Genomic DNA, 25,703 nt, shown 5'->3' with positions numbered 1-25,703 from the left:
TCCTCCGTTCAGACCGCCTTTTCCAGCCACAGCAGGGCGTCGCCCGGCCCGACCGGCCGCCCCTGCCGGCAGCTGATGCGTTTAACGATCCCGGCGCGCGGCGCGGTGACCGCCAGCTCCATTTTCATCGCCTCGACCACGATCAGCGGCTGCCCGGCCGCCACCGCCTGCCCCGGTTCCACCAGGATCTTCCACACGCTGCCGTTCAGATCGGCGCTGACCAAATCGCCGTCGATGGCGTCCTCTTCCTCCGGCGGCAACAGCTGCGCCTCGGCCTCGTCGTCATCGCTGCGCCAGCGCGCCACTTCGGCGCTGAACGCCTGCTGCTGGCGATGCTGGAAGTCGGCGATCGCCTCGGCGTTGTCGGCCAGGAAACGGGTGTAGGCGGCGAAGTCGAACTCGCTCTCTTCGATGCGCACCTGCATGCGCCCTTCACGGAACGCTTCGCGCTGCTCGTCCAGCTCTTGCTCGCTGACCGGGTAGAAGCGCACCTGATCGAAGAAGCGCAGCAGCCAGGGTTCACCGGCGGTGAACTGCGGGTTTTTGAGAAACTTGTTCCAGATCGGCAGCGTGCGCCCCACCAGCTGGTAACCGCCCGGCGAATCCATGCCGTAGATGCACATGTACATGCCGCCGATGCCGACCGTCCCTTCGGCGGTGTGGGTGCGCGCCGGGTTGTATTTGGAGCTCAGCAGGCGATGGCGCGGATCGAGCGGCACCGCGCAGGGCGCGCCGAGGTAGACGTCGCCCAGCCCGAGGATCAGGTAGCTGGCGTCGAACAGAATGTCGCGCACCTGCTCGCGTCGGCTCAGGCCATTGATGCGCTGAATGAAATCGACGTTGTTCGGCAGCCAGGGCGCCGAGGCGCGCACCGTCTGTTGATAGCGATCCACCGCCCCCAGCGTGGCCGAATCCTCAAACGCCATCGGCAGCCACACGGTGCGCGTCGGCACCTTCAGGCGGCTGACGTCCCCCAGCGCCCGTTCGCGCGCCAGCAGGCGCTGCAGCAGGTCGGCCTGGCTAATCTGCCGGCTGTCGTAACGGATCTGCAGCGAACGCACGCCCGGCGCCAGCTCCGCCACGCCCGGTATCGCCTCCTCACGCAGCGACTGCATCAGCAGATGAATGCGCAGCCGCAGCGCCAGATCGAGCACATTGTCGCCGTACTCCATCAAGATGTAGCCGTCCCCCGCCTGGCGATACGCCACCGCCGGGCGCCCTTCCGCCGCCGGCAGCGCCGCCAGCACCGCGGCGGAAACGGTCTCCGCCGGGGCCAGATCCGGCGGCGGCAGGGTGATGGCCTTCACCGCCGCCAGCGCTTCGATGCTGCCGAGCTGCGCCTGCTCCAGCGACTGCGCCTGCCGGAAGCCGATCGGATGGAAACGGATGCGGTCGCCCGGCTTCACCTGCCCCACTTTCCACAGTTCAGCCTTGGCGATGGTCACCGGGCAAACGAAGCCGCCGAGGCTGGGCCCGTCGCGGGTCAGAATCACCGGGAAGTCGCCGGTGAAGTTGATGGCGCCGATGGCGTACTCGCAGTCGTGCACGTTGGAAGGATGCAAACCGGCCTCGCCGCCGTCCTCCCGCGCCCACTCGGGCTTTGGCCCCGACAGGCGCACCCCGAGGCGGTTGGAGTTGTAATGCACCTGCCAGTCGGTGGCGAAAAAGGCCTCTATCGATTCAGCGGTGAAAAAGTCCGGCGCGCCGTGCGGCCCGTACAGCACACCGATGTGCCACTGGTCGCCGTAGTGCGGGATCAAGCTGTCGTCCATCGCCTGCGGCGCGGCGATCGGCGCCGGCGTAGTGCTGGCCGCCAGCGCCGGTTGGGCGATCGCCAACATGTCCGCCACGCGCAAGGTGCGCCCGGCGTGGCCGCCGAACTGGCCCAGCGCGAAGGTGGAGCGGCTGCCGAGATACACCGGCACGTCAAAGCCGTTGCGTACCGCCAGATAGGTGCGGCAGCCTTGCGTGGCGCGCCCCAGCGTCAATACCTGCCCGGCCCGCACCGCGATCGGCCGCCAGTAGGCGACCGCCTCGCCATCCAGATCGGCCGGGCAGCTCGCGCCCGTCAGCGCGATGGTGGCGTCGCAGTGAAAGCGCAGCGTCGGCCCCTGCAGGGTAAACTCCAACCCGGCGGCCGCCGGGTGGTTGCCGACGATGCGGTTGGCCAGCCGAAACGCGAAGTCGTCCATCGGGCCGGACGGCGGCACGCCGATGTCCCAATAGCCGAGGCGGCCGGGATAATCCTGCACGCTGCTGTAGGTGCCGGGTTGCAGCACTTCGAGGCAGTGCGGCTGGAAACGCACATCGTCCAGCAGGCGCGTCCAGACGTCGCCGCGCTGAAATTGCGGCGTGGCGATCACCTGCCGCAGATAGTCGAGGTTGGTGGCGATGCCGTGCAAACGGGTCGCCGCCAGCGCCACGCGCAATTTTTCCAGCGCCTGTGCCCGATCGGCGCCGTGCACGATCAGCTTGGCGATCATCGGGTCGTAAAACGCCGACACTTCGCTGCCGGTCGCCACCCAACCGTCGAGGCGCACGTCGTCAGGGAAATGCACCTCGGTCAGCACGCCGGGGCTGGGCTGGAAGTTTTTCAGCGGATCTTCGGCGTAGAGGCGCACCTCAATCGCCGCGCCCTGCGGCGCGCGTTGCAACGCCGCCCAATCCAGCGCGTCGCCCGCCGCCACCTGCAGCATGCATGCGATCAGATCCAGGCCGGTGACCATTTCGGTGACCGGGTGCTCGACCTGTAAGCGGGTGTTCACCTCCAGGAAATAAAACTCGTCGCGCGCGGCGTCATAGATAAACTCTACGGTGCCGGCGCTGCGGTAATTCACCGACTCGCCCAGCGCCACCGCCGCCCGGTGCAGCGCCTGGCGGGTCGCCGCCGGCAGATGCGGCGCCGGGGTTTCCTCCACCACCTTTTGGTTGCGCCGCTGCAGCGAACAGTCGCGCTCGCCGAGCGCCGCCACCCGCCCCTGGCCGTCGCCGAAAATCTGCACCTCGACGTGGCGCGCCCGATCGACGAAGCGTTCGATAAAGGCGCCGGCGTCGCGGAAGAACTGCTCTCCCAGCCGTTTGACGCTGTCGTACGCGTCGCGCAGCGCCGCCTCGTCGTCACAGCGCGTCAGGCCTATGCCGCCGCCGCCGGCGGTGCTTTTCAGCATCACCGGGTAGCCGATGCGCGCGGCGGCGGCGACCGCCTGCTCAACGCTCTCCAGCAAGCCGGTGCCCGGCGTCATCGGCACCCCGGCCAACGCCGCCAGCTCGCGCGCCCGGTGCTTGAGGCCGAACTCGCGCATCTGCGCCGCCGTCGGGCCGATAAAGGCGATGCCCGCCGCTTCGCAGGCGTCGGCAAACTCGGCGCTCTCGGACAAAAAGCCGTAGCCGGGGTAGATCGCCTGCGCGCCGGTGGCCGCTGCCGCCGCGAGGATCTTGTCGATGCGCAGGTAGCTGTCGGCGGCCTTGTCGCCGCCGAGCGCCACCGCCCTGTCGGCCTCGGCGACGTGCGGCGCATTGCGGTCGGCGTCGGAATAGACCGCCACGCTGGTTACGCCCAGGCGTTTCAGGGTGCGAATGGCGCGGCAGGCGATTTCGCCGCGGTTAGCGATCAGTACGGTAGTAAACATGTTCATGCCCCCTTAACGCTGGCGAAATAGTCGCGCCAGCCGCCAAACTCAGTGATATCCGTCGCGTCTTCCAGCGCCCAGGCTTCGCAGATAAACCCCTTCACCCGCCGGCCGTCCGCCAGCAGCAGCGTGCCGATACCCAATGGCGCCGGGATTTCCGCCACAAATTCGCCGAAACGGGCCAGCGGGATGTCCCACAGCTCAACGCGGATCGCCGCCCCCTGCGCCGCGCGCGCCAGCCCCGGCTTCGGCGGCTCGGTATCGGCCAGCGCATACAGGCGATAGCAGGGGGCGGTAGCGGTTTGCTCCACCTGCACCGCGTCGCGCTGTGTCAGCTGGACGTTGAGCGGCATGCCGCTAAGGTGAGCGCCCACTACCGCCAGACGCACGTGCCCTGTGGACGGCGCAGGCACAGGCTGCGGCGGCAATGCCCGGCCGATAGCGCCGAGCGGCAAGGCGCTTTGCCGTTGCCAGCGCAGGCCAAACGCCGCCAGCGCCCGGTCATGCCAGGCGGGCGCAATCAGGGTGATGCCCGCCGGCAGGCCGTCTTCGCGCAGCGGCCCCGGCAGCGCCAGCGCGCTCAGATCGGCCAGGTTGGTGAAATTGGTGTAAGTGCCGAATTGCGAATTGAACAGCACCGGCTCCTGCGCCATCTCCGTCAGGGTGCGGATAGTGGGCGCGGTCGGCACCACCAGCGCGTCGAACGGCGCCAGCCGCTGGGCGATTTGCCGCGCCAGCTCGGCGCGCAGGTATTCCGCCTTGTAGGCGTCGCAGGCGCTGTAGCCGAGGCCGTTGCCGACGATGCCGCGCACCACCGGATCGATAGCCTGCGGGCTCGCTTCCAGCACCTGCTCAATGGCCACCGTGCGCTCCGCCACCCAGGGGCCGTAATACAGCTGTTCCGCCAGAGTGCGAAACGGCGCGAAATCGAGGGGTTCCAGCGTGGCGCCGCCCGCCTGCAGCTGCGCCAGCGCTCGGTGAAACGCCCGCTCGGCCTGAACGTCGCCGAAAAACTCCAGCTGGGCGGGAACGGCGAAACGCGGCGCGGCGGGGATATCCGCCGGCGCGGTATGCGGATCGGGGCGGGAATACGGGTCTGCCGCGTCAAAGCCGCTCGCCAGTTCCGCCACCAGCGCGGCGTCGGCCACCGTCAGCGCGAAGACCGACACCGTATCGTTCAACCGGCAGGCCGGCACCACGCCGCGGTTGGACAACCGCCCCTTGGTCGGTTTCAGCCCGACGATGTTGTTGAACCCGGCGGGCACACGCCCCGAACCGGCGGTGTCGGTGCCGAGCGCGAACGGCACCAGGCCGCGCGCCACCACCGAGGCGGAGCCGGAGCTGGAACCGCCGCTGACGTAGCGGCTGTCGAAGCTGTTGACCACTGCGCCATACGGTGAGCGAGTGCCTACCAACCCGGTAGCGAACTGGTCGAGGTTGGTTTTACCAAGGGCGATCGCCCCGGCGGCGCGCAGGTGGGCGACCACGGTGGCGTCCGCCGCGGCCTGATAGGTGAACGCCGGGCAGGCGGCGCTGGTCGGCCAGCCGCCAACGTCGATATTGTCTTTGATGGCGAAGGGCACGCCGAACAGCGGCAGGCAGCTGAGATCGCCGGCGACCGCCTCGAGCCTCTGTGCCAGCTGCCGATACTGCTGCTCGCGCTGCGCCGGCGTAGCGAGATACAGCCAGGCGTTATCGTCTGGGTTCAGCCCGGCGACCAGCGTTTCGATCGTCGCACTGACGCAGGCAAGGCGCTCGCCCGCCGGGCGGGTTTGGTAATGGTGTTGCCATTCACTGAGGGTAAAACCGCACGCTACAACAGGTTCGCTCATCGACTGAATTCCATCTGGTACACAAGATGGGATTCAACAGAGCAACCGGCGTGCCAATTTTTAATCTCATGATTTCAATAAATTATAATTAAAACTTATGACGGCGGCGGCAAACGGGCTGCACCAGCGGCGCGCAGCGGGAGAACAAAAAAGAGTGCAATGGCGGGATGATGCAGAGGAAAAACCGGGGCGACGCACTCGCCGCCCCGCAGGCCGATGGGGATCAGTCGTTGATGCGTTTCAAACCGACCGGCGTAATGCAGTAGGTCTGTTGCTTGCCCTTCTCCGCCAGCCGCAAGTGCTGCATTTCGTTGACGATCGCCAGGCGGTTGTCCGGCTCTTCATGCCGCAGATGAATCACTTCACCGCCGTAACCCGACAGCGGCAACACCCAGGTTTTGGCCGGTTGATTCTGGCTGCCGATGACGTCGTAGCTGAGCAAGACGTTGCCGTCCGCATCCGTCACGCTGAGGAAGGCATAGCTGTCGGCAAAGTAGTGGTGAGCAATCCCCGCCGCCAGCGTGACGGTAACGGTTTTCTTCACCAGATCGATGGCGCCGGTCAGGAACTGGCGATCGCCAATCCCTTTGCACGCCACGGTAAACGCATTGCCGACGTTGGCGCCCGGCGGCGTATTGTCGGCCGGCAGGCAATCCCGATAGGTCGCCAACAGTGACTCGCGCTGCGGCTCGGCAAAGGCGCCGAACGCCAGATAAATATCGTCCTTGAACGACGACGATGGCGCATAGTAAGCCGGCAACAGGCGACGCAAACGCTGCGCCGCCTGTTCCAGGCGCGCCAGCAGCGCCTGCTCGGGATCGCCGGGCAACGCCGGGTTTTTCAGCCCGCTGGTTTCGATGCGCAGTACGTTGGTTTTGTTTTTGTTATCGATGACGTCGGCCGCCGCCGGATTCAAACGCACCCGGCTCGGCTCCACATGGTAAATCTCGATGTCATCGCCCTCGGCAAACGGCAGCTCGTCATGACTTAACGTAGCCTGAGTGCCCTGAATCTCCTTGCTGAAGCGCACCGCGCCCTGCCGATCGCGCAGCGTCACCCGGGCATAGGTTTCACCGGGGAAGTAGGCGTGCGGCGTGGTGCTGGTCACGTCAACCACCACCGCTCCTTTGGCGCGATCGACGACCACGGTGGCGAAGACCGCATCGCTCAGGCCCAACAGATTGATCTCCTGCGAAACGATCGGCGAAGCGGCTTTGCGCTCGAAGCGAAGCGTCACCGCGTTTTTCCCCTGCTTCACCGTCAGGTAACCCGCCGTCGGCCGATATTTACGATCTTTGCCGGTCGGCAACCGCAAGGTATACACGCCGATCGGCAGCGCAGTCAGCGCCAGGGTCGGCGTGTCGATACGGACTTTGTGGGCATAGCGCGCCCCTTCCATCAGGATCAGGTCTTCACCGTAGATCTGCGCAAAGTCATCGATATCCAGACTCAGGGTGACGTCGCCTTTCAGCCCGCTGGCCTTGAGCTGGCAGGAATCGACCAGCCGCAGCGAGGAATCCAGTTTCAGCTGCGCCTGCACCGCCGGCAGACTCTGCGCGTCCACCAGTTGATACAGCGGATACACCGCCTTGGCGTGGCTGAACGCGTTGCGATCGCGCTGCGCTTGGGTGATCACGCCGCCGGTCAGCTCGACGAAAGGCGTCACGTCGATCTGCTCACCGGCCGCGGCGAAGCTTGCCGACAGCAGGTCCAGCAAGGCATGTTCCGACGGCACGAAGCCCGGCGTATTGCAGCTTTGACGATATTGCTGATTAAAGTGCGTGAAGGCGTTCTTGCCTGCCTTGTCGACCATCAGCATCGCAAAGAACAGCTTGGAGCGCAGATCCCACTGGTTGAGCGGCATGCCCTGAGCGATCAAATCGATGATTTTCTTCTCGACGGCGGCCGCGTTGCCGTAGTTATACAGCCACCCCTCCTGGTATTTGCGTTCCCCCAGCATCACGTCCTGATAGCAAGCGGCATAAATATTGTTCCACATCTCACCGGTGGAGAAATATTTGTCGCCCATAAAGTGCCCCTGATAGCCGTGCGCGATCTCATGCAGGCTGCCCCAGTTGCTGTCTTTCGGCGTCAGCCAGAAGCTGCTGACCGAGTTGCTGGTTTCCGCCGTCCAGCGGCCGCCGTAATACGCGGCGCCGGCGCCGTGCTTATCGGCCTTCATAAAGTAGCGGTTGCGAATATTGCGATCGGATTCGTGTTCAGCCTCGAACGAGACACCGGTCAGCGCATTGTAGAAAGTGAAAATGCGATCGTAGTAGGCGATCAGCCCGTCGATGTTTTTCGCGTCGCCCAGCGACTTCAGCGTCGGTTTACTGATTTTCGGCACCAGCAACACTGCGTATTCCGCATCGACCAGGGCAAACTCGGCGTCCCGATCGTCCCAGCGGGCAAAGAATGCGGCTTCGTTTTCGCCACGGCGATAAACCGGCAGCGCTTTCGCCGTGTCCGGGTACTCGAACTCCAGCGCCGGCTCGCCCTGCCCATACGGCGTATCGATGAACGGCACCGAGACGGCATTGACCTGGGCCTCGACCCAGCTCGCGCCGACGCTGAATTCCGCTTCCGTTTTGCTGTCGTCATTCAGCAAGCGCAGCGTGAGCTTGCCGGTAAACGCCGCGTTGGTCTGACGCACTCGCAGCACCTGCCCGGCGGCGAGAATGACGCCCAGGTGCTGGCGATCGTGATCGATGCCTTTGCTCATGCCTGCCGCATCCAGCCAGACCGGCCGGGTCAACGTGTAAAGTGATTGGGTTTTCGTGATGGTTGGCATCCTGCTTTCCTCATGGTTTGGGTGATTGAATTGACCATGAAAAAGTAACCGGATGGGCGGCACGCCCTCCATCGATGGCGGGTGGCTGAGGGCCAGTACAACAAAGGTAGGAGGGAGGAGACAAAAAAAAAAGGCGCAACCTTGCGATTGCGCCTGATGTTCGGTGAACGCTGCGCGTTACTCGCCGCGAACGCGCTGCGCCAACCCTTTGAGGAAGTAGCGCAGCATCTGATCGCCGCACGGGCGGTAGTTCTTGGTGCCCTCTTTGCGGAACAGCGCGCTCAGCTCCGGCTTGGAGATGCGGAAGTCCACCGCGGTGAAAATCTGGTGCATGTCGGTGTCTTTCAGCTCGAACGCCACGCGCAGCTTTTTCAGCACCAGGTTATTGGTGATCGGCAGTTCAACCGCCGGCGCCGGGAACTTGTCGTCCTTGCCGCGCTTGAAGAACACCAGGCCGTTGAGGAAGTGCGCCATCACTTCGTCAGGGCACTTCTCGTAGCCCTGCTCGCCTTCTTTGATCACGTAAGCGTCCATCGCCGACACCGCCACCTCGAAATCGTCCAGTTTGATAATCTCGACCATTTTGGCGTTGTTAATGCTCAGCATATAGCGCACGCTGCGCAGCACGTCGTTGTTCATCATGGGATTGCATTGCCTTTACTTGTCTAACGGGGACGTGCGCACATTGCGAAACGAAATGACTGCCACACACCTTGAATGTGCGGCAGTATAGGGATCGGCAAGGGGTTTCTCAATCGATTTGGCTTTTTTGCTGATACAGCGGGATATCTTCGCCGATGATGTACTTGTTGCGCAGCATCGACGAGACCTTGTCCATGATCATCACTACCACCACCAGGATCAGGGTGATGAACATCACTACGTCCCAGTTCCACAGCCGCATATTCTCCGCATACACCAGGCCGATGCCGCCGGCGCCGACGAAGCCCAGCACCGCCGCAGAGCGGGTGTTGGATTCGATCTGGTACAGGCTGAGCGCCAGGAAAGTGGGGAACGACTGGGTGAAAATGCCGTAGCGGTGCTTCTGTAACCCGTTGGCGCCCACCGCCGTCAGGCCGCGGCTGGGGGACTTGTCCACCGCCTCATGGCCTTCGGCGTACAGTTTGCCCAGCAGCCCGACGTCCTGCATCACGATAGCCAGCACCCCGGCGAGCGGCCCCATGCCGACGGCGCGCACGAAGATCAGCCCCCAGATCGCCATGTCGATGCCGCGCAGCACGTCCAGCAAGCGGCGCACCAGCACCGAAATTGGCCGCAGCAGCGGCGTCGACATCACGTTGCGCGCGGCGAAGAACGACAGCGGCAGCGCGATCAGCGACGCGGTGATGGTGCCGGCGAACACGATGGCGATGGTGATGCCGATCTGCTGGAAGTAGTACATGAACGGCCAGTTGGCGAAGTCATGCCAGACGAACATGCGCAGGAAATAGCGCCCCAGCTGCTGGCAGCCGTTGATAAACTGCGGCCAGCTAATGCCGAAGACCAGGAAGAAGAACACGTAGTACAGCACGATCGCCAAGGCGATCAGGCCGACGGTGCGCAGGTAGCGCCCCTGCTGCGCGAAGATCGCCGGATGCTGCTGTTTCAACTGGCGAAGCGTTTCCGCCGATGCCGGAGTGCCCGCTGTCATTTTGCCCCCTCCACCACGCGCTTGCGCAGCTCGCCCGACACGTAGTCGAGCACGGAAACCACCACGATGATCAGCAGCAGCGTCATGCTGACCTGATCGTAACGGTCGAGTTTAATGTTGGTCATCAGCTCCTGGCCGATGCCGCCCGCCCCCACCAGCCCCAAAATGGTCGACTGGCGGAAGTTGATCTCCAGCCGCATGAAGCTGTAGGAGAGAAACACCGGCTTCACCTGCGGCCACAGGCCGAAGCGCATGCGCTGCAGCGGCGTGGCGCCGCAGGCCGCCAGCCCGCGCACCGGTTTGTTGGAGGCGGTTTCGATCGATTCGTAGAACAGCTTGGTCAGGCTGCCGATGGTGTGCAGCGCCAGCGCCAGGAAGCCGGGAATGGCGCCGATGCCGAACGCCATCACGAACATCACCGCCCACGCCAGCTCCGGCATGGTGCGCAAGAACGCCACCAGCGTGCGGATCGCGAGCCGCACCGAGGCCGGAGTATAGGTATTGCCGGCCGCCAGAAATGCCAGCACGGTCGCCACCAGCACCGAGAAAATGGTCGCCGCCAGCGCCAGCTGCAGGGTCTCCCAGATCAGCGGCAGCTGAATGTTCAGGCGATAGCCCCAGTAGGCCAGCGAGCCTTCGGTACGCCCATCGGCGAACAGCAGGTTCCAGTGCAGCGTCGGCACGGTTTCGGCCAGGTAGTCGAAGAAGTGCGGAATAGACACCCAGACGGTGTGCAGGTTGAACTCGGCGAGGTTGCCGGCGCCCAGGTACAGCACCACCAGCCCGAGCGACCACAGCAGCGCTTCGCGCTTTTGCTTGCTGCGGATCCGTTGGTAATAGTGTGCGAAATCGGTATTCAAAACAGGTCTTCCATCGTTATGGAACAAGGGGTTCAGCATGCTGAACCCCTTCATTCGGGCGGCCGAGGCAGCCGGGAATCAACGGTCGCCTTTGGTCAGCTCGCGCTTCATATCGATGATGGTCTGGTATTCCGCCAGGGTGGTTTCGCCGATGTGCTGTTTGCCGCCCATCGCTTTGATAAAGCACGCGTGATCGTCTTTATCCAGCTTCTTGATGGCGGTGACCACTTTGGCCTTGAAGTCGGCCGGCAGCGAGTTGCTCACCAGGATCGGGCCGTTCGGGATCAGCGGCGACTGCCAGATGATGCGGATCTGTTTCATCAGGTCCGGATGATCCATGCGGATCATGCGGGTGAACGCGCCGCTGGTGTAGCCGGTGTTGTAGTCGCCGATCATCGACGCCCAGGTCACCGCGCCTTCGAACTGGCCGTTCAGCACGCCGAGGATGTCCTGCTCGTGGCCGCCGGAGAAGGTGACGCTGGAGAAGGTGTTGTTGTATTTGTTGTCGACCGTGCCGCCGAACAGCTTTTTAAACGCCTGGTTCGGGATCAGGAAGCCGGAGGTGGAATCCGGATCGGCGAAGCCGATGGCCTTGCCCTTCAGGTCTTCCAGTTTCTGGTACGGGCTGCCGGCCTTCACCACCACCACCGAGTGGTAGCCCCGCGACTGGTCGACGTCGTCAACCGCGATGCCGACGATGTCCACCGCTTTCGGATCCTTGATGTAAACCGAAGCGAACGACGACGGCGACATGCTGAGCACCAGGTCAATCTTGCCGCCCAGCAGGCCCTGGATCACGCCGGAATAGTCGGATGAGTTGCGCAGCTTGGTATCGACGTTCAACTCTTTATCCAGGAACTGCTTCACGCACTGGTTATCGCCGATCTGCTGGGTGGCGTTCTGGCCGCCGAGAATGCCCAGGTTCAGCTCTTTCGGCGCATCCGCTGCGGCAGCATTAAATACCATCATCGCGCCGGCCATCAGGGTGGTCAGACTCAATACTTTTTTCATTAGGTGTGCCTTGTGTGTAAAGGGTAAAGGTCAAAAGTGCTTCAATGGATCTGATTGGCTTCCTCGCCATACAGCTGGTGCAGGATCCGTTCGTTCAGTTGCGAAGGATGCCCGTCAAACACGATCTTCCCGTGGGCGATGCCGATCACCCGCGAGCAATACTCTTTCACCAGTTCGACCGAGTGCAGGTTCACCATCACCGCGATGCCGTCTTCGCTGATTTTCTGCAGCGCGTCCATGATGCGGCGGGTGTTTTTCGGATCGAGCGACGCCACCGGCTCATCGGCCAGCAGGATTTGCGGGTTTTGCATCAGCGCGCGGCAGATGGCGACGCGCTGCATCTGGCCGCCGGAGAGGTGCTCGGCGCGCTGCAGCGCGTGCGGCAGCATGTTAAGCCACTGCAACAGCTCGATGGCGCGAGCGCGGTCGGCGTCATCGAACAGTTTGAAGAAGGATTTCAGGGTGGAGGTATGGCTCAGGCGCCCCAGCAGCACGTTGGTCATCACGTCCAGCCGCGGCACCAGGCAGAAATCCTGGAAGATCATGCCGCAGCGCGCGCGCCATTGGCGCATCTGGCGGCCGGCAAGCTGGGCGATATCCTGCGCCACACCATCGTCTTCGAAGTGCAGCATCTCGCCGCAGCTGGAAGGAATGGTACCATTGAGGGTATGCAGCAGCGTGGACTTGCCTGCGCCGGAGCGGCCGATCACCGCCACGAATTCGCCGGCGTGCAGATCGAAATTGATGTCATCCAGCACGCGCTGCTTCGCTTTGTAAGCTTTGCCGAGCCCCTTTACCGATAACACTTTGCGGGATGCGGCGGCGTGCTGCCCTGGAAAGTCGTGCTGCGCCAATTTTAACAGTGCCTGAGCCATATGATTTCTCTGGTTTCAGTGGCTAATCATTATGGGCACCTATTAACGGATAAGTTTATGACAGTGGGATGATGGTTTTATGGCCGGGGCGTGACGCGCGCCGCCCCGGCGTGCGCATCATTCCAGGCTAAAGAAGTCCAGCCCCAGCGCCGCCTTGACCTGTTGCAGCGTCTGCTGGCTGACCTGATGCGCGCGGCGGGTGCCGTGCTGCAGGATGCGCGTCAGCTCGCCTTTATCGGCGATGAATTCGGCGCGGCGGGTGCGGATCGGTTCGAGCAGGCTCTGCAGGCAATCCTCCAGCAGCCGTTTGATTTTCACGTCCCCCAACCCGCCGCGCCGGTAGTGCGCCTTCAGCTCCGCCACCAGCGCGGCGTCTTCGCAGAAGGCGTCCAGATAGGTGAACACCATGTTGCCCTCCACCCGGCCGGGATCGCTGACGTTGAGATGGCCGGGATCGGTGAACATGCTCATCACCGCCTTGTGCACCTCGTCGGCGCCGGCGCCAAGCGGGATGGCGTTGCCGCGCGATTTTGACATTTTGCCCTGCCCGTCCAGCCCCGGCAGACGCCCGACGTTGCTTAACAACGGCTGGCACTCCGTCAGCACCGGTTGGCCGACGATGTGGTTGAAGCGCCGCACGATCTCGTTGGTTTGCTCCAGCATCGGCAGCTGATCCTCGCCGACCGGCACGTGGGTGGCGCCGAAGGCGGTGATGTCCGCCGCCTGGCTGACCGGATAGATCAGAAAACCGGCCGGCAGGCTGCGGGCGAAATCCTTCTCGGCGATTTCGCTTTTCACCGTCGGGTTGCGTTCCAGCCGCGCCACGCTGACCAGGTTGAGGTAGTACATCGTCAGCTCGGCCAACGCCGGCAGCGCCGACTGCAGGCAAATGGTGGTCTTGTGCGGATCGATGCCGACCGCCAGATAGTCGGCCACCACGTTGAGCACGTTGGCGCTGATTTTTTGCGGGTTGTTGCCGTTGTCGGTCAGGCCCTGCAAATCCGCCACCATCACCGTTTGGTTATGCTGGTGCTGCAGTTCGACGCGCTGGCGCAGCGAGCCGACGAAGTGACCTAAATGCAGTGGGCCGGTGGCGCGATCGCCGGTAAGAATGGTGTAGCTCATGACAGTGCTCCTGAAGGTCTGTAGACCGCCGGATCAACGCCACAAAAGATAATGCCGCCAAACCGGCGGCATTAAAAAGAGATGTGAATACTCGTGCCGCCTCAGAAGAGGCGCCACCATGACTGATTGTGGGTGGAGTGCATAGATATATTCATGCCATCAAGGTATACCCGCAGCGGCAATGCGTCAATAGCCCGCCGCCGGCGCGTAAGACGGCGTTACACTCCGGCATTTGCGTTCCTGGCCCGGCGCGCTAGGGTAAAACCTTCAACCTGAAAAAGGAGCGCATGATGAAGATCGGATTTGCCGGACTGGGTGGGATGGGCAGCGCCATGGCGGCTAACCTGGTGAAGGCGGGATTTGCGTTGACGGTATGGAACCGTTCGCCGCAGGCGGCGCAGCCGCTGGTGAGCGCCGGCGCGCGGCAGGCCGAACGGCCGGAACAGTTGGCCGATGCCGACGTGCTGATCACCATGCTGGCCGACGATGCCGCGACGCAACAGGTGGTGGTAGACAGCGGATTGCTGCAGCGGATGAAACCGGGCGCGCTGCATATCAATATGGCGACTATCTCGGTCGAACTCGCCAAACGCCTGACGACGCTGCATGCGGAACACGGCATCGGTTATCTCGCCGCGCCGGTGCTGGGCCGGGTCGACGTGGCCGCCGCCGGCAAGCTGAATATTCTGGCGGCCGGCGATAGCGAGCGGCTGAAGCAAGCGCAGCCGCTGTTCGATGCCCTCGGCCAGAAAACCTGGCACTTCGGCGCCGATCCGGCGCAGGCCAACGTGGTCAAAATCGCCACCAACTTTACGCTGGCCAGCGCCATTGAAGCGATGGCGGAAGGCAGCGCGCTGGTGCGCAACTACGGCGTTTCCGGCGCCGACTACCTGCAGATGCTGAGCGGCACCGTCTTCGCCGCCCCGGCCTATCAGGGCTATGGCGCGCTGATCGCCGCCGAGAAGTATTCACCCGCCGGATTCCGCTTGGCGCTGGGGCTGAAGGACGTCGGGCTGGCGCTGGCCGCCGGCGCCGACAGCCATACGCCGATGCCGTTCGCCGGGGTGCTGAAAGACAATTTCCTCGACGCGATGGCGCAGGGGGATGCGGATCTGGACTGGGCGGCGCTGGCCAAGGTAGCGGCGCGACGAGCGGGCCTGAAATAACGAACGGGGGCGTTGGCCCCCGTTTTCCGTACTCAGAACACGATGTCCGCCGCGGGCACGGCGCGGATCGGCACGCCGAAGCTGTCGATATTCGACAGCGTCTCGTTATGGTGGGTGCGGATCAGCAAACCGTCGGCATAGGATTTGTCGTGGCAGGTATGCGCATCCGCCGCCAGCGTCACCGGATAGCCGTGCGCCGCCGCGCTGCGCACCGTGGTATCGATGCAAAACGGCGTGGAATAGCCGCAAACCACCAGCTGCGATACGCCGTTGGCGATCAGTAACGCGCCGAGCGAAGTGCGCAGGAACGAGTCCGGCGTGGTTTTATCCACCCGATGGTCGCCCGGCGCCACCTTCAGCGCCGCAAGCACTTGCCAGGCGGCGCTGCCGTGCGGCAGTTCGTCGTCCGGCGTATGGTGCTGAATCACGATCACCGGCACGCCCGCCCGGCGGGCGCGCTCGCTCAGTTGGTTGATGCGCGCAACGGTGCCCGCGGCATCCGCCGGCGGCGGCGTAAACAACCCTTCCTGCACATCGATAATCAACAGCGCGCTGGTCATGGCGGCTCCCGAAGAGAAGACGAGACAAGTCGCGTCAGCACACCGGCTGGCGCGGGCGGAAAATATGGTCGACGCCCTGCTCGCGCAACCTGTGCACCAGATCGTGCCCGCCGTTCGGCGTGGCGTGCGCCAGCTGCCGCTCGGCGGTAAACACCGGGCTGGCCCAAAACAGGTTCACCGGATCGCCGTACTGCTGCGGCAGAGTCAGGTGCGCACTATGCGGGTAGAAGGACGACGATAAAATATAGCCTTCGTAGCCCAACGGCGCCACGTCGGACTCCAGCGTATGACCTTCGCCGATCCAGGTCAGCCGCGCCCAAGGCGCGTGAGCGAAACCGGCCAGCGCGCTGGCCATCTGCACCGCGTTGTCTTCGGTCATGTATTGGCTGTCGATGGCGATCGCCATCTCCATGCGGCGATAGCGCGAAGCCTCATCGTTGAACAGGATCTCCACCCACGGCATCGGCCGAATGCTGACGCCCATGGTGAGGAAGTAATAGATGCCGTCGCGCTCGTGCTGAGTGATGGCCATCGGCGGCCACTTGCCTTGATCGATGGCGTAGTATTTTACCGAAGGGCCGAAATGCTGCTCATAGCGCGCCTGAAAATCGCGCTGCATCTTCGGCCACGGATTGCCCTCTTCACGCTGCCAGCTACGCCAAAACTGGCGGGTGCTTTCCGCCTGCGCATATTGCGTGTTGGTCGAGGCCGAACCGAGCGGATAGGCCAACGGGCTCTCCTTGATGCAGCTGGCCGAATAGCACACCGAATGGTCGATATACAGGCTCCAGCCGGGGATCACCGCCAGCAATTGGCCGTAATACCACAGGGCCGCGCCGTCGTCGCTTTCGCTCCACACCACCATCAGCCCTTCCGGGTTCAGCGGCGCTTCCCCTTCCAGGTTGCGGCAAAATTCCGCCGCCAGCATCGGCGGTTGCCCCTGCTCCAGCGCGGCGCGATCTTCCTGCAGCGGCGCGGCGGCCAGATTGCGCAGCCAGCAGGCGCGCACCTGATAGCGATCGCTGTAGGCTTCGGCGGGATAAATGTAAAAATAGGCTGCCCGGTGATCTTGCTGAACCACCGCGACCAGCGTCTGGTTCTCATTGCTGACTTCAGCAAGTACGTATGACTCGTTCATATCACCTCAATAGGGTCAGGGCGCGGCAGAATCGGCTGCGCGCAAAAAATGGAATGTGGCTTTGCCCTCAAGTGTAAAACGCATTACTGGCCGAATCACCCGTAAAAGTCTCAAAAACGGCCGTAAACGAAGATAAACAAAGGTTAATTATAGCGGCTGCGGCTCATGACGGCTGAGTGATGCGCCGCACCGCGCGCTGATAGGAACCGTTGCGCATCGACGCGCCCAGCACTTTGCCGAGGCCTGCAGCCCCCGTTCGCACCAACCGCCGCCGCAACGCGCCCGGATGAAAGCCGAACTGCCGCTGCGCCCAATCGGGCAACAGATCGATGCCCGCCTGCATCACCACCCCGCCGAGCGGGCGCGCCAACGCGCTCGGCGCCGGCGCCTTCAGCAGAATGCGCGCCACCTCTTGGGTGCGTTCGTCACAGACCAGCTGCGGCCGCATCGCCTGCAGATAGTCGTCTACCTCCGCGCAGGACTGAGGGATAGCGGTCGCCCCCAGCGCGGCGGCCACGCGCGCCGCTTCGCGATAGTATTGATCCTGCAAATCGCGGGAAAGATGCGGGTTGCGGTAGCGCAGGTGGCTGGCCAGAAAACGGCTGCTCTCCGCCACGTGCACCCAGGTCAGCAGCGCTGGATCGCTGGCGGCATAGGGCGTGCCGTCGCTGCCGACGCCGGTCACCCGCAGGTGGATGGCTTTGACTTTGGCGATCAGCCGCTCCGCCTCGGCGGTCGGGCCGAAGGTGGTGACCGACACGAACTGGCTGGTGCGGCGCAGGCGGCCAATCATATCGTCGCGGAAGTTGGAGTGATCCCATACGCCGGCCAGCGCCAACGGGTGCAGCATTTGCAACAGCAAGGCGCTGACGCCGCCGCACAGCATCGGGGTGAAATCGCGGTGTACCTGCCAGATGACCGACTGCGGGCCGAACAGCCCCGGATCGCCGGGCGGATTCTCAAAATCGACGCCGCCGAGTGCCAGCCCGGTCAGGCTGAGCACCTGTTTTTCTATCGCTGCGCGTACCGCTTCCATCCTGCCGCCCTCTTGCTCATTCAGCGGCCAGTGTATCACGCGGCGAGCGCCTCATTGCGCCCTGCGGCGGTTGAAAGCTTTAACTTACTGAATTACAGTTGTTATACCGCTTGCAACCAGGCGGGCCTATTCGATCCACTGCAGAGGCGCTTTGCAGGGCGTTAACCCACGTTAATTCGGCACTAACCCCACAAAACCTCTATCTAGTTTCTTTTCCTTCAACTTAGATAGCAGAGAGTTCGATGATTACCATCAGAGCACGCGCGGCGGAAGACAACGCGCAATTGGCAGATATCTGGCTGCGTTCGGTGCGCGCCACTCACCACTTTTTAACCGAAGACAACATCGCACAGCTGTTCCCGCTGGTGCTGAACGACTACCTGCCGGCGGTCAACGTTTGGGTGGCCGAAGAGCAGCCGGGGCATCCCTGCGGCTTTATTGGTCTGAACGGCAACAAGGTGGAGATGCTGTTTATCGATGCCGATCAGCGCGGCAAAGGCGTGGGCAAAGCGCTGCTGACCCACGCGGAAACGCTGCACGATGAGCTGCAGCTGGACGTGAACGAGCAAAACCCGCAGGCCAGCGGCTTCTACCGCCACTACGGTTTTGTCATCACCGGCCGCTCACCGCTCGACGGCCAGGGCAACCCGTTCCCGCTGCTGCACATGAAGCTGGAAAAACGCTAGTCCGCCCCCGCCGGCCGCCCTGCGGCCGGTTTTCTCCCCTTCTCTCGCCCGCTACCTAATATATCAAATCAGAATAAGTAATAGATTTTACATTCTTCCTGTCACTATCAACCCTCGGTAGGATTGCCCGGTATTCACCCGCAACAGAGGTTCCGTCCGTCACTTCCCGCCGGGTTGTGCCCCGCCGAAAAGCCGAACGATCCTTGTCCGGCGCGACGCGCCCCGGACGGAATGCTGTGATGTATCAATAAGGATCCGCTTCGCTATGATCGTTCTTTCGAACGTTTGCAAAACTTTTGACAGCGCACAGGGCCGCGTCGTGGCGGTTGACGACGTCAGCCTGGCGATAGAAGCCGGGCAAATTTACGGCATCATCGGCTACAGCGGCGCCGGCAAAAGCACGCTGATCCGCCTGCTCAACGGCCTGGAAAAGCCCACCAGCGGCCGCATTGACGTGGGCGGATTCGATATCGCCCGCGCCAAAGGCAGCCACCTGCGCCAGGCGCGGCTGAAAATCAGCATGGTGTTCCAACACTTCAACCTGCTGTGGTCGCGCACCGTCAGCCAAAACATCGCTTTTTCCATGCAGATAGCCGGCGTCCCCAAGGCGCAGATTGCCCCGCGCGTGGCGGAACTGATCGCGCTGGTTGGCCTGCAGGGGCGCGAAAACGCCTACCCGTCGCAGCTCAGCGGCGGCCAGAAACAGCGCGTCGGCATCGCCCGCGCGCTGGCCAATAACCCGAGCGTGCTGCTGTGCGACGAGGCCACCTCAGCGCTCGATCCGCAAACCACCGACGCCATTCTCGACCTGCTGCTGGCCATCAATCGCCAGCTGAAATTGACCATCGTGCTGATCACCCACGAAATGCACGTGGTGCGCAAAATCTGCCACCGCGTGGCGGTAATGGAAAACGGCCGCATCGTCGAAGAGGGGCCGGTGCTCGAGGTGTTCACCCGGCCACAGCAGCCGATCACCCGGCAGTTCGTCAAACAGGTGTCGCAGTATGCGGACACGGCTGAGAGCTTCAACCCGCAGCTCACCGCCCACCTGCCGGGGGCGATCTTCAAGCTGACCTTCGTCGGCGAACAAACTCATCAGGCAGTAATCGCCGAGGTGATTCGGCGCTACCCACTCACCGTCAACATTCTGCACGGCAAGATCAGCCACACCCTCAACGGTTCGTTCGGCGAACTGTACATCCACGCCGAAGGCAACGAACAACACGTCGCCGACATGCTCAGCCTGCTGAACGAAAGAGACATCGCCGTCGAGGTTATCCAACATGATTGAATCCCTGTTCCCCCACCTGCGTCTGGACCAACTGTGGGACGCCACCTGGGAAACGCTGTACATGACCGGCATCGCCGGTTTGGCCACGCTGGTGCTGGGCATCGTGCTCGGCGTGCTGCTGTTTTTAACCTCGAAGGGGCAGTTGCTGCAAAACCGCACGGTCTACACCCTGATCTCCGTGCTGGTCAACGTCTTCCGCTCCATTCCGTTCATCATTCTGATCGTGCTGCTGATCCCGTTCACCAAGTCGCTGATCGGCACCATTCTCGGTGCGGACGCCGCCCTGCCGGCGCTGATCGTCGGCGCCGCGCCGTTCTACGCCCGGCTGGTGGAGATCGCGCTGCGCGAGGTCGACAAAGGGGTAATCGAAGCGGCGCGCTCGATGGGCGCCAAAAACCGCACCCTGATTTTCCGCGTCTTGCTGCCGGAGAGCTCGCCGGCGCTGGTTTCCGGCATCACCGTCACCCTGATCGCGCTGGTGAGCTACACCGCGATGGCCGGGGTGATCGGCGCCGGCGGCCTGGGCAACCTGGCCTATCTGGAAGGCTTCCAACGCAACCACAGTGACGTGACGCTGGTGGCGACGCTGACGATCCTGCTGATCGTTTTCGTCATTCAGTTCATTGGCGACACCCTGACAAGAACGCTCGATAAACGTTAATTAACCAAGGAAAACGATGATGAAAAAGCACCTACTGATGTTGGCTTTCGCCTCTGTCGCCACCCTCGCCTCTTACGGCGCCGCCGCGGCAACCAAGCTGGTGGTTGGCGCCTCCAACGTGCCGCACGCCGAGATCCTCGAACAGGCCAAACCGATACTGGCGAAGGAAGGCATCGATCTGCAGATCAAGCGCTTCCAGGACTACATCCTGCCGAACACCGCGCTGGCCAGCCACGACATCGACGCCAACTACTTCCAGCACGTGCCTTACCTGAACTCGGTGCTGAAAGACCACGCCGACGACAAGAGCTACGACTTCGTCAGCGCCGGCGCGATCCATATTGAGCCTATCGGCATCTACTCGAAGAAGTACAAGAGCCTGAAAGATCTGCCGGAAAACGGCAAAATCATCATGCGCGACGCGGTGGCGGAAGAAGGCCGCATTCTGTCAATCTTTGAACGGGAAGGCGTGATCAAGCTGAAGCCAGGGGTGAGCAAAGTGGATGCACGCATCGCCGACGTGGTGGAAAACCCGAAACACCTGAAGTTCCAGGCTAACGTTGAAGGCGCGCTGCTGCCGCAGATGTACAACAACAACGAAGGTGACGCCGTGGTGATCAACGCCAACTACGCCATCGACGCCGGGCTGAATCCGACCAAGGATCCGATCGCGGTCGAAAGCGGCGAAAACAACCCGTACGCCAACATCATCACCGTGCACAAAGCCGACGTGAACAAGCCGGAGATCGTGGCGCTGGTGAAAGTGCTGCACTCCAAGCCGATTCAAGACTTTATCCGCGAGAAATACCAGGGCGCGGTGATCCCGGTCAATCAGTGACGCTGTATACGGCCCGGTAAAAACCGTAATGCTGGTCAGTTAGCGTTTTTATGCAGGCGTTCGTGAAATTTTCGGTCGATAAAAGTGAGATGCCCCATGTGGCTCCCACACCTCGACCGAGCCAGGGGCCGAAGGCGCGGCCCCTGGCAACCCGCGCCTTTGCCCTGTCAGACGGTTGGCTTTGCCAACTCCCCTCCCTCCGCCATAGCGCATTGAGGCCGGTTGCGACAGGCGTCCCTGCCTGTCTCACCTGAAACCGCCGTCCATGGCGGTTTCGCCTAATGCGCTACGTCTGCGTTCGGCGTCTTCAAGGGCGCCCAACACCGCGCTCATCTCCAACTTCTCTACCACAACCTCATAAGCAACAGATTTCCCGGTAGCTGCCAGCTCAGGTGTTGACCTTGGGCGCGCATCACCGGCTGCCGAGCAAGACGGCGTTGTCAGGGGCAACCGGCCAGGGAAGGCCGGTTGAGGCGAGACTAACAGGGACGTTTGTCGCAGCCGACCCGCCCGACAATGCAGGCGCGGCGAGGGTATCCGCATAGCGGACAGACGGTGTTAAGCAAAGGCGCGGGTGGAGGGGCCGCGCCATCGGCCCCTCCAATTGCCGTTCATGTTGGCCATAGAGAAATGCAGGACATTTACGGCAATTCCCCTGCACAGAACGCCCAGAAGCTGGATAAAAAAATGCCACTCAGGATTAACTGAGCGGCATTACGGTGAAAACCGGGCCTGTTTCTACACCTTATTGCCAATCTGGCTGAGACGCGGCCACACCAGCATCAGCGCCTCCAGCAACCGCAACAGATCGTCCCGGCTTGCCCCTTCTCGCGCCTGCACCGACATGCCTTCAATGGTGCAAATCACGTATTTCGCCAGCAGCGCGGTATCGGTTTTCGCCAGCAGCTCGCCCTGCTGCACCTTGCGATCGAAGCAGGCCTTCAGCGCCGCTTCCTGCGCATGATGCTTTTTGCGCAGCATCTGGGCGACGTCGTCGGAAGCGGACGACAGCGCAGCGGAGGCACACACCATAAAGCAGCCGGAGGGGGTATCGGGATCGGTGAAGACCTGAACCGAAGAACGCACGTAGGCCTCGACGATCTCGGCCACCGGCACATCCTGTTCCAACAGCTGGTTGGTGCAGGTGGTGTATTTTTGCAGATAGCGCTCCACCGCCGCGCGGAACATCCCTTCTTTGTTGCCGAACTCGGCATACAGCGTCGGCGCCTTGGCGCCGGTCACTTCCACCAGATCGGCCAGCGAGGTGGCTTCATACCCGTGCCGCCAGAACAGATCGAGTGCGCTTTCCAACGCCCGGTCGCGATCAAATTGTTTGGGTCTGCCACGGCTTTTCTTGCCGCAGACCGCTTCATTGATGCTCATCGTTCCTCTCCTATCCCGCTCCACAGCAGGCTTAGCACAAATAACTTAACGATCATTATAAAAAAATATTGCGCCCTCGTCGAGAACCGATTAGCATTTAGTTATCGATCGTTAATAAAAATTAGCGAACCGGATTAAAACCCTCTATTGACCGTTATCGAAAAGGAATTAACATCATGAAAAGCTTAAAACTAACCTTAGCCGCCCTCACTCTGGCCAGCGTTTCCTTCGGCAGCTTCGCCGCCGATTTGGTCACTAGCCAACCGGCCGACCAGCAAAAAGTGGGCGTCATCACCGTCAGCGGCGCGTCCGATTTGACCTCGCTGGAAAACAGCCTGGCCGCCAAAGCCGATCAGGCCGGCGCCAAATCCTTCCGCATCACCAGCGCCGGCGGCAACAACCAGCTGCATGGCACTGCAGAAATCTATCAATAACAAAGCATTAAGCCTGTGGACTGCATATCCTTATTGCTCACAACGCCAGGGCGTAAAAAAAATTAATTAACGAGCATTAAAAAAATACTTGCAATCCGTCAAACCGGCATCTAACATTAAATTATCGATCGTTAATTAATTTAACGACCTTACAAAACAAACATCGTAAAGAACACTGATAGGAAATAAGACCATGAAAAACCTGAAAATGACCATCGCAGCCATCGCACTGGCTTCCGCCTCCTTCGGCAGCTTCGCCGCCGAACTGGTTAACGCGCAACCCGCCGACCTGCAAAAAGCCGGCGTCGTTACCGTCAGCGGCGCGTCCGACCTGAGCAGCCTGGAAAACAAACTGGCGGCCAAAGCCGACGCGGCGGGCGCCAAATCCTTCCAGATCATCGCCACTACCGGTGACAACAAACTGCACGGCACCGCGATCATCTACAATTAATGGCCGGATCGGCAATCGTGCAAAAGGGCGGCTCAGGCCGCCTTTTGTTTGCTTTAACGCCAACGTTCTGTTGTAAGCTGTAGCGACCTCTTCCCGCTGAGCCGAGCAACGCCATGACTCCCCTGCTGTTTCACAAATATCACGGTCTGGGCAACGACTACCTGGTATGCCATCGTTCGGTCGCCGATCGCCTGAGCCTGGAACAAATCCGCCTGCTGTGCCACCCGCATTACGGCATCGGTTCCGACGGCCTGCTGATCGACAGCGGCGACGCCGTCAATCCCACCCTGCGCATCATCAACCCGGACGGCTCCGAAGCGGAGAAAAGCGGCAACGGCTTGCGTATCTACGCGCGGTATCTGTTCGACAGCAAGCGCGTGGCGCATCAGCCGTTTCTGGTGCACACCGCCGGCGGCGACGTGCGTTGCCAGGTGGCGGAAGACGCGCATCAGATAACCGTGGAGATGGGGCGCGCCAATTTCAGCCCGGCGGCGCTGCCGGCCTTGATCGATCTGCCGGAGGCGCTGAACTATCCGCTGCCCCTGAAGGAGGAGACGTTAAGCGTTTCGCTGGTGTCGATGGGCAACCCGCACTGCGTGGTGCCGGTGGAAAAACTGGATCTGGCGCAAGTGCATCGGCTCGGACCGCAGATTGAGCGCCATCCGCTGTTCCCGAAACGCACCAATGTACAACTGGTGGAAGTGGTCGATCGCCAGACGCTGCGCATCGGCATCTGGGAGCGCGGCGCCGGCTTTACCCTCGCCTCCGGCAGCAGCAGCTGCGCCGCCGCCAGCGTGATGCGCAAGTTGGGACGAGTCGGCGATCGGGTTAGTGTGCGGATGCCGGGCGGCGAACTGCAGATCGCCTTCAGCGGCGATTTTCAGGTCAGCATGCGCGGACCTGTGCATAAAATCGCCACCCTGACGCTGGACGAAGACTGCTTTGCCGGCGGCGCGGGGCTGTTTACGGGATCCACCCCAGCAGCCTGAACCACAGATAGTCCAACGGCACCAGCAGTGCGAAGCTGAGCGCGGCCAACAGCAGGCACAGCTTTAGCCCTTCGCGCGCCGGCACTTTGCCCATCCCCATCGCCACCACGATCGGCGAGGCCTGATACGGCAACAGCGGCGTGGCGTAACCGATCACCTGGGTCATCAGCACCGTCAGCAGCGGCAAGCCGCTGCCTGCGGACAACGCCTGCGCCAGCGGGGTAAACAGCGCCGGCACGCCGTTGGCGGTCACCACGAAATTCAACAGCGCGGTGACCCCCACCAGCGAACCGAATGCGGTAAACGGCTTGCCGTGCAGATCCGGCATCATCGCCAGCAGCGCGCCGCCCAACCGATCGCCGAGCCCCGAGTGGCTGACCAATGCAGTCAGCCCCAGGATCCCCGCCACGTAAATACAGGTGCGCACGTTGACCCCGGCGGCGAACTGCTCGCCGTTGAGAAAACCGACGCGCGGCAACAGGCAGAAGCAGGCCGCCGCCAACCCTATCCAGGCCGGGGCGATGCCGTGCCAGCTGTCGGTCATCCACAGCAGCACCGTAATGCCCAACAGCGCGATCAGCCGCCACTCGGCGGCACTGAGCGGCGTTTGTGCCGCCTCGGCCGCCACCGGCTGCGGCCGGGCACGGAACAGGCCACAGATGCACAGCGTCAGCAGCGCGCCTTTGGCCACCCCGAGCACCGGAGCGTGCAACAGCAGATAAGAGAGATATGCGAAATGGCTGCCGTAGGCGCTTTCCGCCGCGCCGCTCATCACCAGGTTAGGCACGTTGGCCGGCAGGATGCTGGCGGAAAGCTGGAAGGTGCCGAACCCCACCGCCAGCGCCAAACCGATGCGGCCGCGCGAGCCTTCCGCCAGGCCGGCGCGCTCGGCCAACGCCATGACGATCGGCATCAGCAGCGTAATGCGCCCCATATTGGAGGGCATGACAAACGCCAACGCGTAGCTTATCGCCACCACGCCGCCCACCAGGCGCGGCCAGGAACCGGCCAGATGCGGCAAGAGCCGGTTGGCCAGGCGATCCGCCAAGCCGGTGCTGCGGATGGCGGTGCCCAACACGAAACCGCTGAGCACCAGCCAGAATGCGGAAGACGCGAAACCGGAAAAGGTCACCGCGGCGGGTGCCAGCTGCAATACCATCACCGCCGCAAAGAACAGCAACGCGACCAAATACTCCGGCAAACGGGCGCTGGCCCATAGCGCGATGACCACCAGCGTGACCAGCGCAGACAGCGCCATGGGATCCCCAACATAATTCTTCTCCCTGATAAAACGTT

The 25,703-nt window shown here is 62.5% G+C and carries 22 protein-coding genes; 8 read left to right on the top strand and 14 right to left on the bottom strand.

What is annotated here, in order from left to right; all coding sequences use genetic code 11:
• Positions 1-8: 8 nt before the first annotated feature.
• The 9 genes from uca to trpS all read right to left on the bottom strand — a co-directional run bounded on the left by uca (position 9) and on the right by trpS (position 13,774).
• Entirely contained in the window at positions 9-3,629 is a 3,621-nt protein-coding gene (uca, locus tag SERRSCBI_RS06705; RefSeq protein ID WP_042785661.1) for an urea carboxylase, read from the bottom strand.
• Between the two features lie 2 nt (positions 3,630-3,631).
• The gene (gene atzF / locus SERRSCBI_RS06700) at positions 3,632-5,461 is read right to left on the bottom strand and encodes an allophanate hydrolase (protein WP_042783940.1); all 1,830 of its coding nucleotides are present in this window, start codon (positions 5,459-5,461) and stop codon (positions 3,632-3,634) included.
• 223 nt (positions 5,462-5,684) lie between these two features.
• Positions 5,685-8,252 carry a putative mucin/carbohydrate-binding domain-containing protein gene (locus SERRSCBI_RS06695; protein ID WP_042783939.1) on the bottom strand — a complete coding sequence of 856 codons (2,568 nt, stop codon included), beginning with the start codon at positions 8,250-8,252 and terminating at the stop codon, positions 5,685-5,687.
• A gap of 177 nt (positions 8,253-8,429) precedes the next feature.
• A complete protein-coding gene (locus SERRSCBI_RS06690) occupies positions 8,430-8,894 on the bottom strand; it encodes a DUF1456 family protein (protein WP_042783937.1) in 465 nt (154 codons plus the stop codon).
• A 109-nt stretch (positions 8,895-9,003) separates the two neighbouring features.
• Positions 9,004-9,903 carry a phosphonate ABC transporter, permease protein PhnE gene (phnE, locus tag SERRSCBI_RS06685; protein WP_033642327.1) on the bottom strand — a complete coding sequence of 300 codons (900 nt, stop codon included), beginning with the start codon at positions 9,901-9,903 and terminating at the stop codon, positions 9,004-9,006.
• Positions 9,900-10,763 (bottom strand): phosphonate ABC transporter, permease protein PhnE, encoded by an 864-nt coding sequence (gene phnE, locus SERRSCBI_RS06680; RefSeq protein WP_016928590.1) that lies wholly within the window; start codon positions 10,761-10,763, stop codon positions 9,900-9,902. The genes phnE (SERRSCBI_RS06685) and phnE (SERRSCBI_RS06680) overlap by 4 nt, the downstream gene beginning before the upstream one ends.
• Before the next feature lie 78 nt (positions 10,764-10,841).
• Positions 10,842-11,774: a phosphonate ABC transporter substrate-binding protein gene (phnD, locus tag SERRSCBI_RS06675; RefSeq protein WP_042783935.1), complete on the bottom strand. Its 933-nt coding sequence runs from the start codon at positions 11,772-11,774 to the stop codon at positions 10,842-10,844.
• Between the two features lie 41 nt (positions 11,775-11,815).
• On the bottom strand, positions 11,816-12,649 hold the full coding sequence (gene phnC, locus SERRSCBI_RS06670) for a phosphonate ABC transporter ATP-binding protein (RefSeq protein WP_042783934.1): 834 nt from the start codon (positions 12,647-12,649) through the stop codon (positions 11,816-11,818).
• A gap of 117 nt (positions 12,650-12,766) precedes the next feature.
• Positions 12,767-13,774, bottom strand: a complete 1,008-nt coding sequence (gene trpS, locus SERRSCBI_RS06665; protein WP_042783933.1) for a tryptophan--tRNA ligase — start codon at positions 13,772-13,774, stop codon at positions 12,767-12,769.
• 290 nt (positions 13,775-14,064) lie between these two features.
• On the opposite strand from trpS, the gene SERRSCBI_RS06660 reads away from it, so the two are divergent.
• Complete coding sequence (locus tag SERRSCBI_RS06660; protein ID WP_033652668.1) at positions 14,065-14,940, top strand: NAD(P)-dependent oxidoreductase; 876 nt, start codon at positions 14,065-14,067, stop codon at positions 14,938-14,940.
• A 32-nt stretch (positions 14,941-14,972) separates the two neighbouring features.
• On the opposite strand, the gene SERRSCBI_RS06655 is transcribed toward SERRSCBI_RS06660, so the two are convergent.
• From SERRSCBI_RS06655 to SERRSCBI_RS06645, 3 genes are all read right to left on the bottom strand, one after another.
• Complete coding sequence (locus tag SERRSCBI_RS06655) at positions 14,973-15,500, bottom strand: cysteine hydrolase family protein (RefSeq protein ID WP_042783932.1); 528 nt, start codon at positions 15,498-15,500, stop codon at positions 14,973-14,975.
• A gap of 34 nt (positions 15,501-15,534) precedes the next feature.
• The gene (locus tag SERRSCBI_RS06650) at positions 15,535-16,638 is read right to left on the bottom strand and encodes a suppressor of fused domain protein (protein WP_042783930.1); all 1,104 of its coding nucleotides are present in this window, start codon (positions 16,636-16,638) and stop codon (positions 15,535-15,537) included.
• Between the two features lie 163 nt (positions 16,639-16,801).
• Entirely contained in the window at positions 16,802-17,674 is an 873-nt protein-coding gene (locus tag SERRSCBI_RS06645; RefSeq protein ID WP_033652666.1) for an oxygenase MpaB family protein, read from the bottom strand.
• A gap of 242 nt (positions 17,675-17,916) precedes the next feature.
• On the opposite strand from SERRSCBI_RS06645, the gene SERRSCBI_RS06640 reads away from it, so the two are divergent.
• The 4 genes from SERRSCBI_RS06640 to SERRSCBI_RS06625 all read left to right on the top strand — a co-directional run bounded on the left by SERRSCBI_RS06640 (position 17,917) and on the right by SERRSCBI_RS06625 (position 21,150).
• Positions 17,917-18,360 carry an acetyltransferase gene (locus tag SERRSCBI_RS06640; RefSeq protein ID WP_033642318.1) on the top strand — a complete coding sequence of 148 codons (444 nt, stop codon included), beginning with the start codon at positions 17,917-17,919 and terminating at the stop codon, positions 18,358-18,360.
• A gap of 265 nt (positions 18,361-18,625) precedes the next feature.
• Positions 18,626-19,651: a methionine ABC transporter ATP-binding protein gene (locus SERRSCBI_RS06635; RefSeq protein WP_033642317.1), complete on the top strand. Its 1,026-nt coding sequence runs from the start codon at positions 18,626-18,628 to the stop codon at positions 19,649-19,651.
• Positions 19,644-20,312: a methionine ABC transporter permease gene (locus SERRSCBI_RS06630; protein WP_033642316.1), complete on the top strand. Its 669-nt coding sequence runs from the start codon at positions 19,644-19,646 to the stop codon at positions 20,310-20,312. The genes SERRSCBI_RS06635 and SERRSCBI_RS06630 overlap by 8 nt, the downstream gene beginning before the upstream one ends.
• Positions 20,313-20,331: 19 nt before the next feature.
• Positions 20,332-21,150 (top strand): MetQ/NlpA family ABC transporter substrate-binding protein, encoded by an 819-nt coding sequence (locus SERRSCBI_RS06625; RefSeq protein WP_033652662.1) that lies wholly within the window; start codon positions 20,332-20,334, stop codon positions 21,148-21,150.
• Between the two features lie 738 nt (positions 21,151-21,888).
• On the opposite strand, the gene SERRSCBI_RS06620 is transcribed toward SERRSCBI_RS06625, so the two are convergent.
• Positions 21,889-22,533: a TetR/AcrR family transcriptional regulator gene (locus SERRSCBI_RS06620; RefSeq protein WP_033642313.1), complete on the bottom strand. Its 645-nt coding sequence runs from the start codon at positions 22,531-22,533 to the stop codon at positions 21,889-21,891.
• A gap of 176 nt (positions 22,534-22,709) precedes the next feature.
• Between SERRSCBI_RS06620 and SERRSCBI_RS06615 the strand changes: the two genes are divergently transcribed.
• From SERRSCBI_RS06615 to dapF, 3 genes are all read left to right on the top strand, one after another.
• Positions 22,710-22,967 (top strand): DUF1471 domain-containing protein, encoded by a 258-nt coding sequence (locus SERRSCBI_RS06615; RefSeq protein ID WP_033642312.1) that lies wholly within the window; start codon positions 22,710-22,712, stop codon positions 22,965-22,967.
• 193 nt (positions 22,968-23,160) lie between these two features.
• The gene (locus SERRSCBI_RS06610) at positions 23,161-23,418 is read left to right on the top strand and encodes a YdgH/BhsA/McbA-like domain containing protein (RefSeq protein WP_042783929.1); all 258 of its coding nucleotides are present in this window, start codon (positions 23,161-23,163) and stop codon (positions 23,416-23,418) included.
• A 113-nt stretch (positions 23,419-23,531) separates the two neighbouring features.
• A complete protein-coding gene (dapF, locus tag SERRSCBI_RS06605; RefSeq protein WP_042783928.1) occupies positions 23,532-24,407 on the top strand; it encodes a diaminopimelate epimerase in 876 nt (291 codons plus the stop codon).
• Here dapF and SERRSCBI_RS06600 read toward each other — a convergent pair.
• Complete coding sequence (locus SERRSCBI_RS06600; protein ID WP_042783927.1) at positions 24,382-25,665, bottom strand: SLC13 family permease; 1,284 nt, start codon at positions 25,663-25,665, stop codon at positions 24,382-24,384. The genes dapF and SERRSCBI_RS06600 overlap by 26 nt on opposite strands.
• Positions 25,666-25,703: the final 38 nt, after the last annotated feature.

Origin of the sequence: Serratia sp. SCBI (assembly GCF_000747565.1) — a bacterium.
Lineage (GTDB): Bacteria > Pseudomonadota > Gammaproteobacteria > Enterobacterales > Enterobacteriaceae > Serratia > Serratia ureilytica.
The sequence above is the reverse complement of the archived record's forward strand: the minus strand, read 5'-3'. Positions and strand labels throughout refer to the sequence as shown.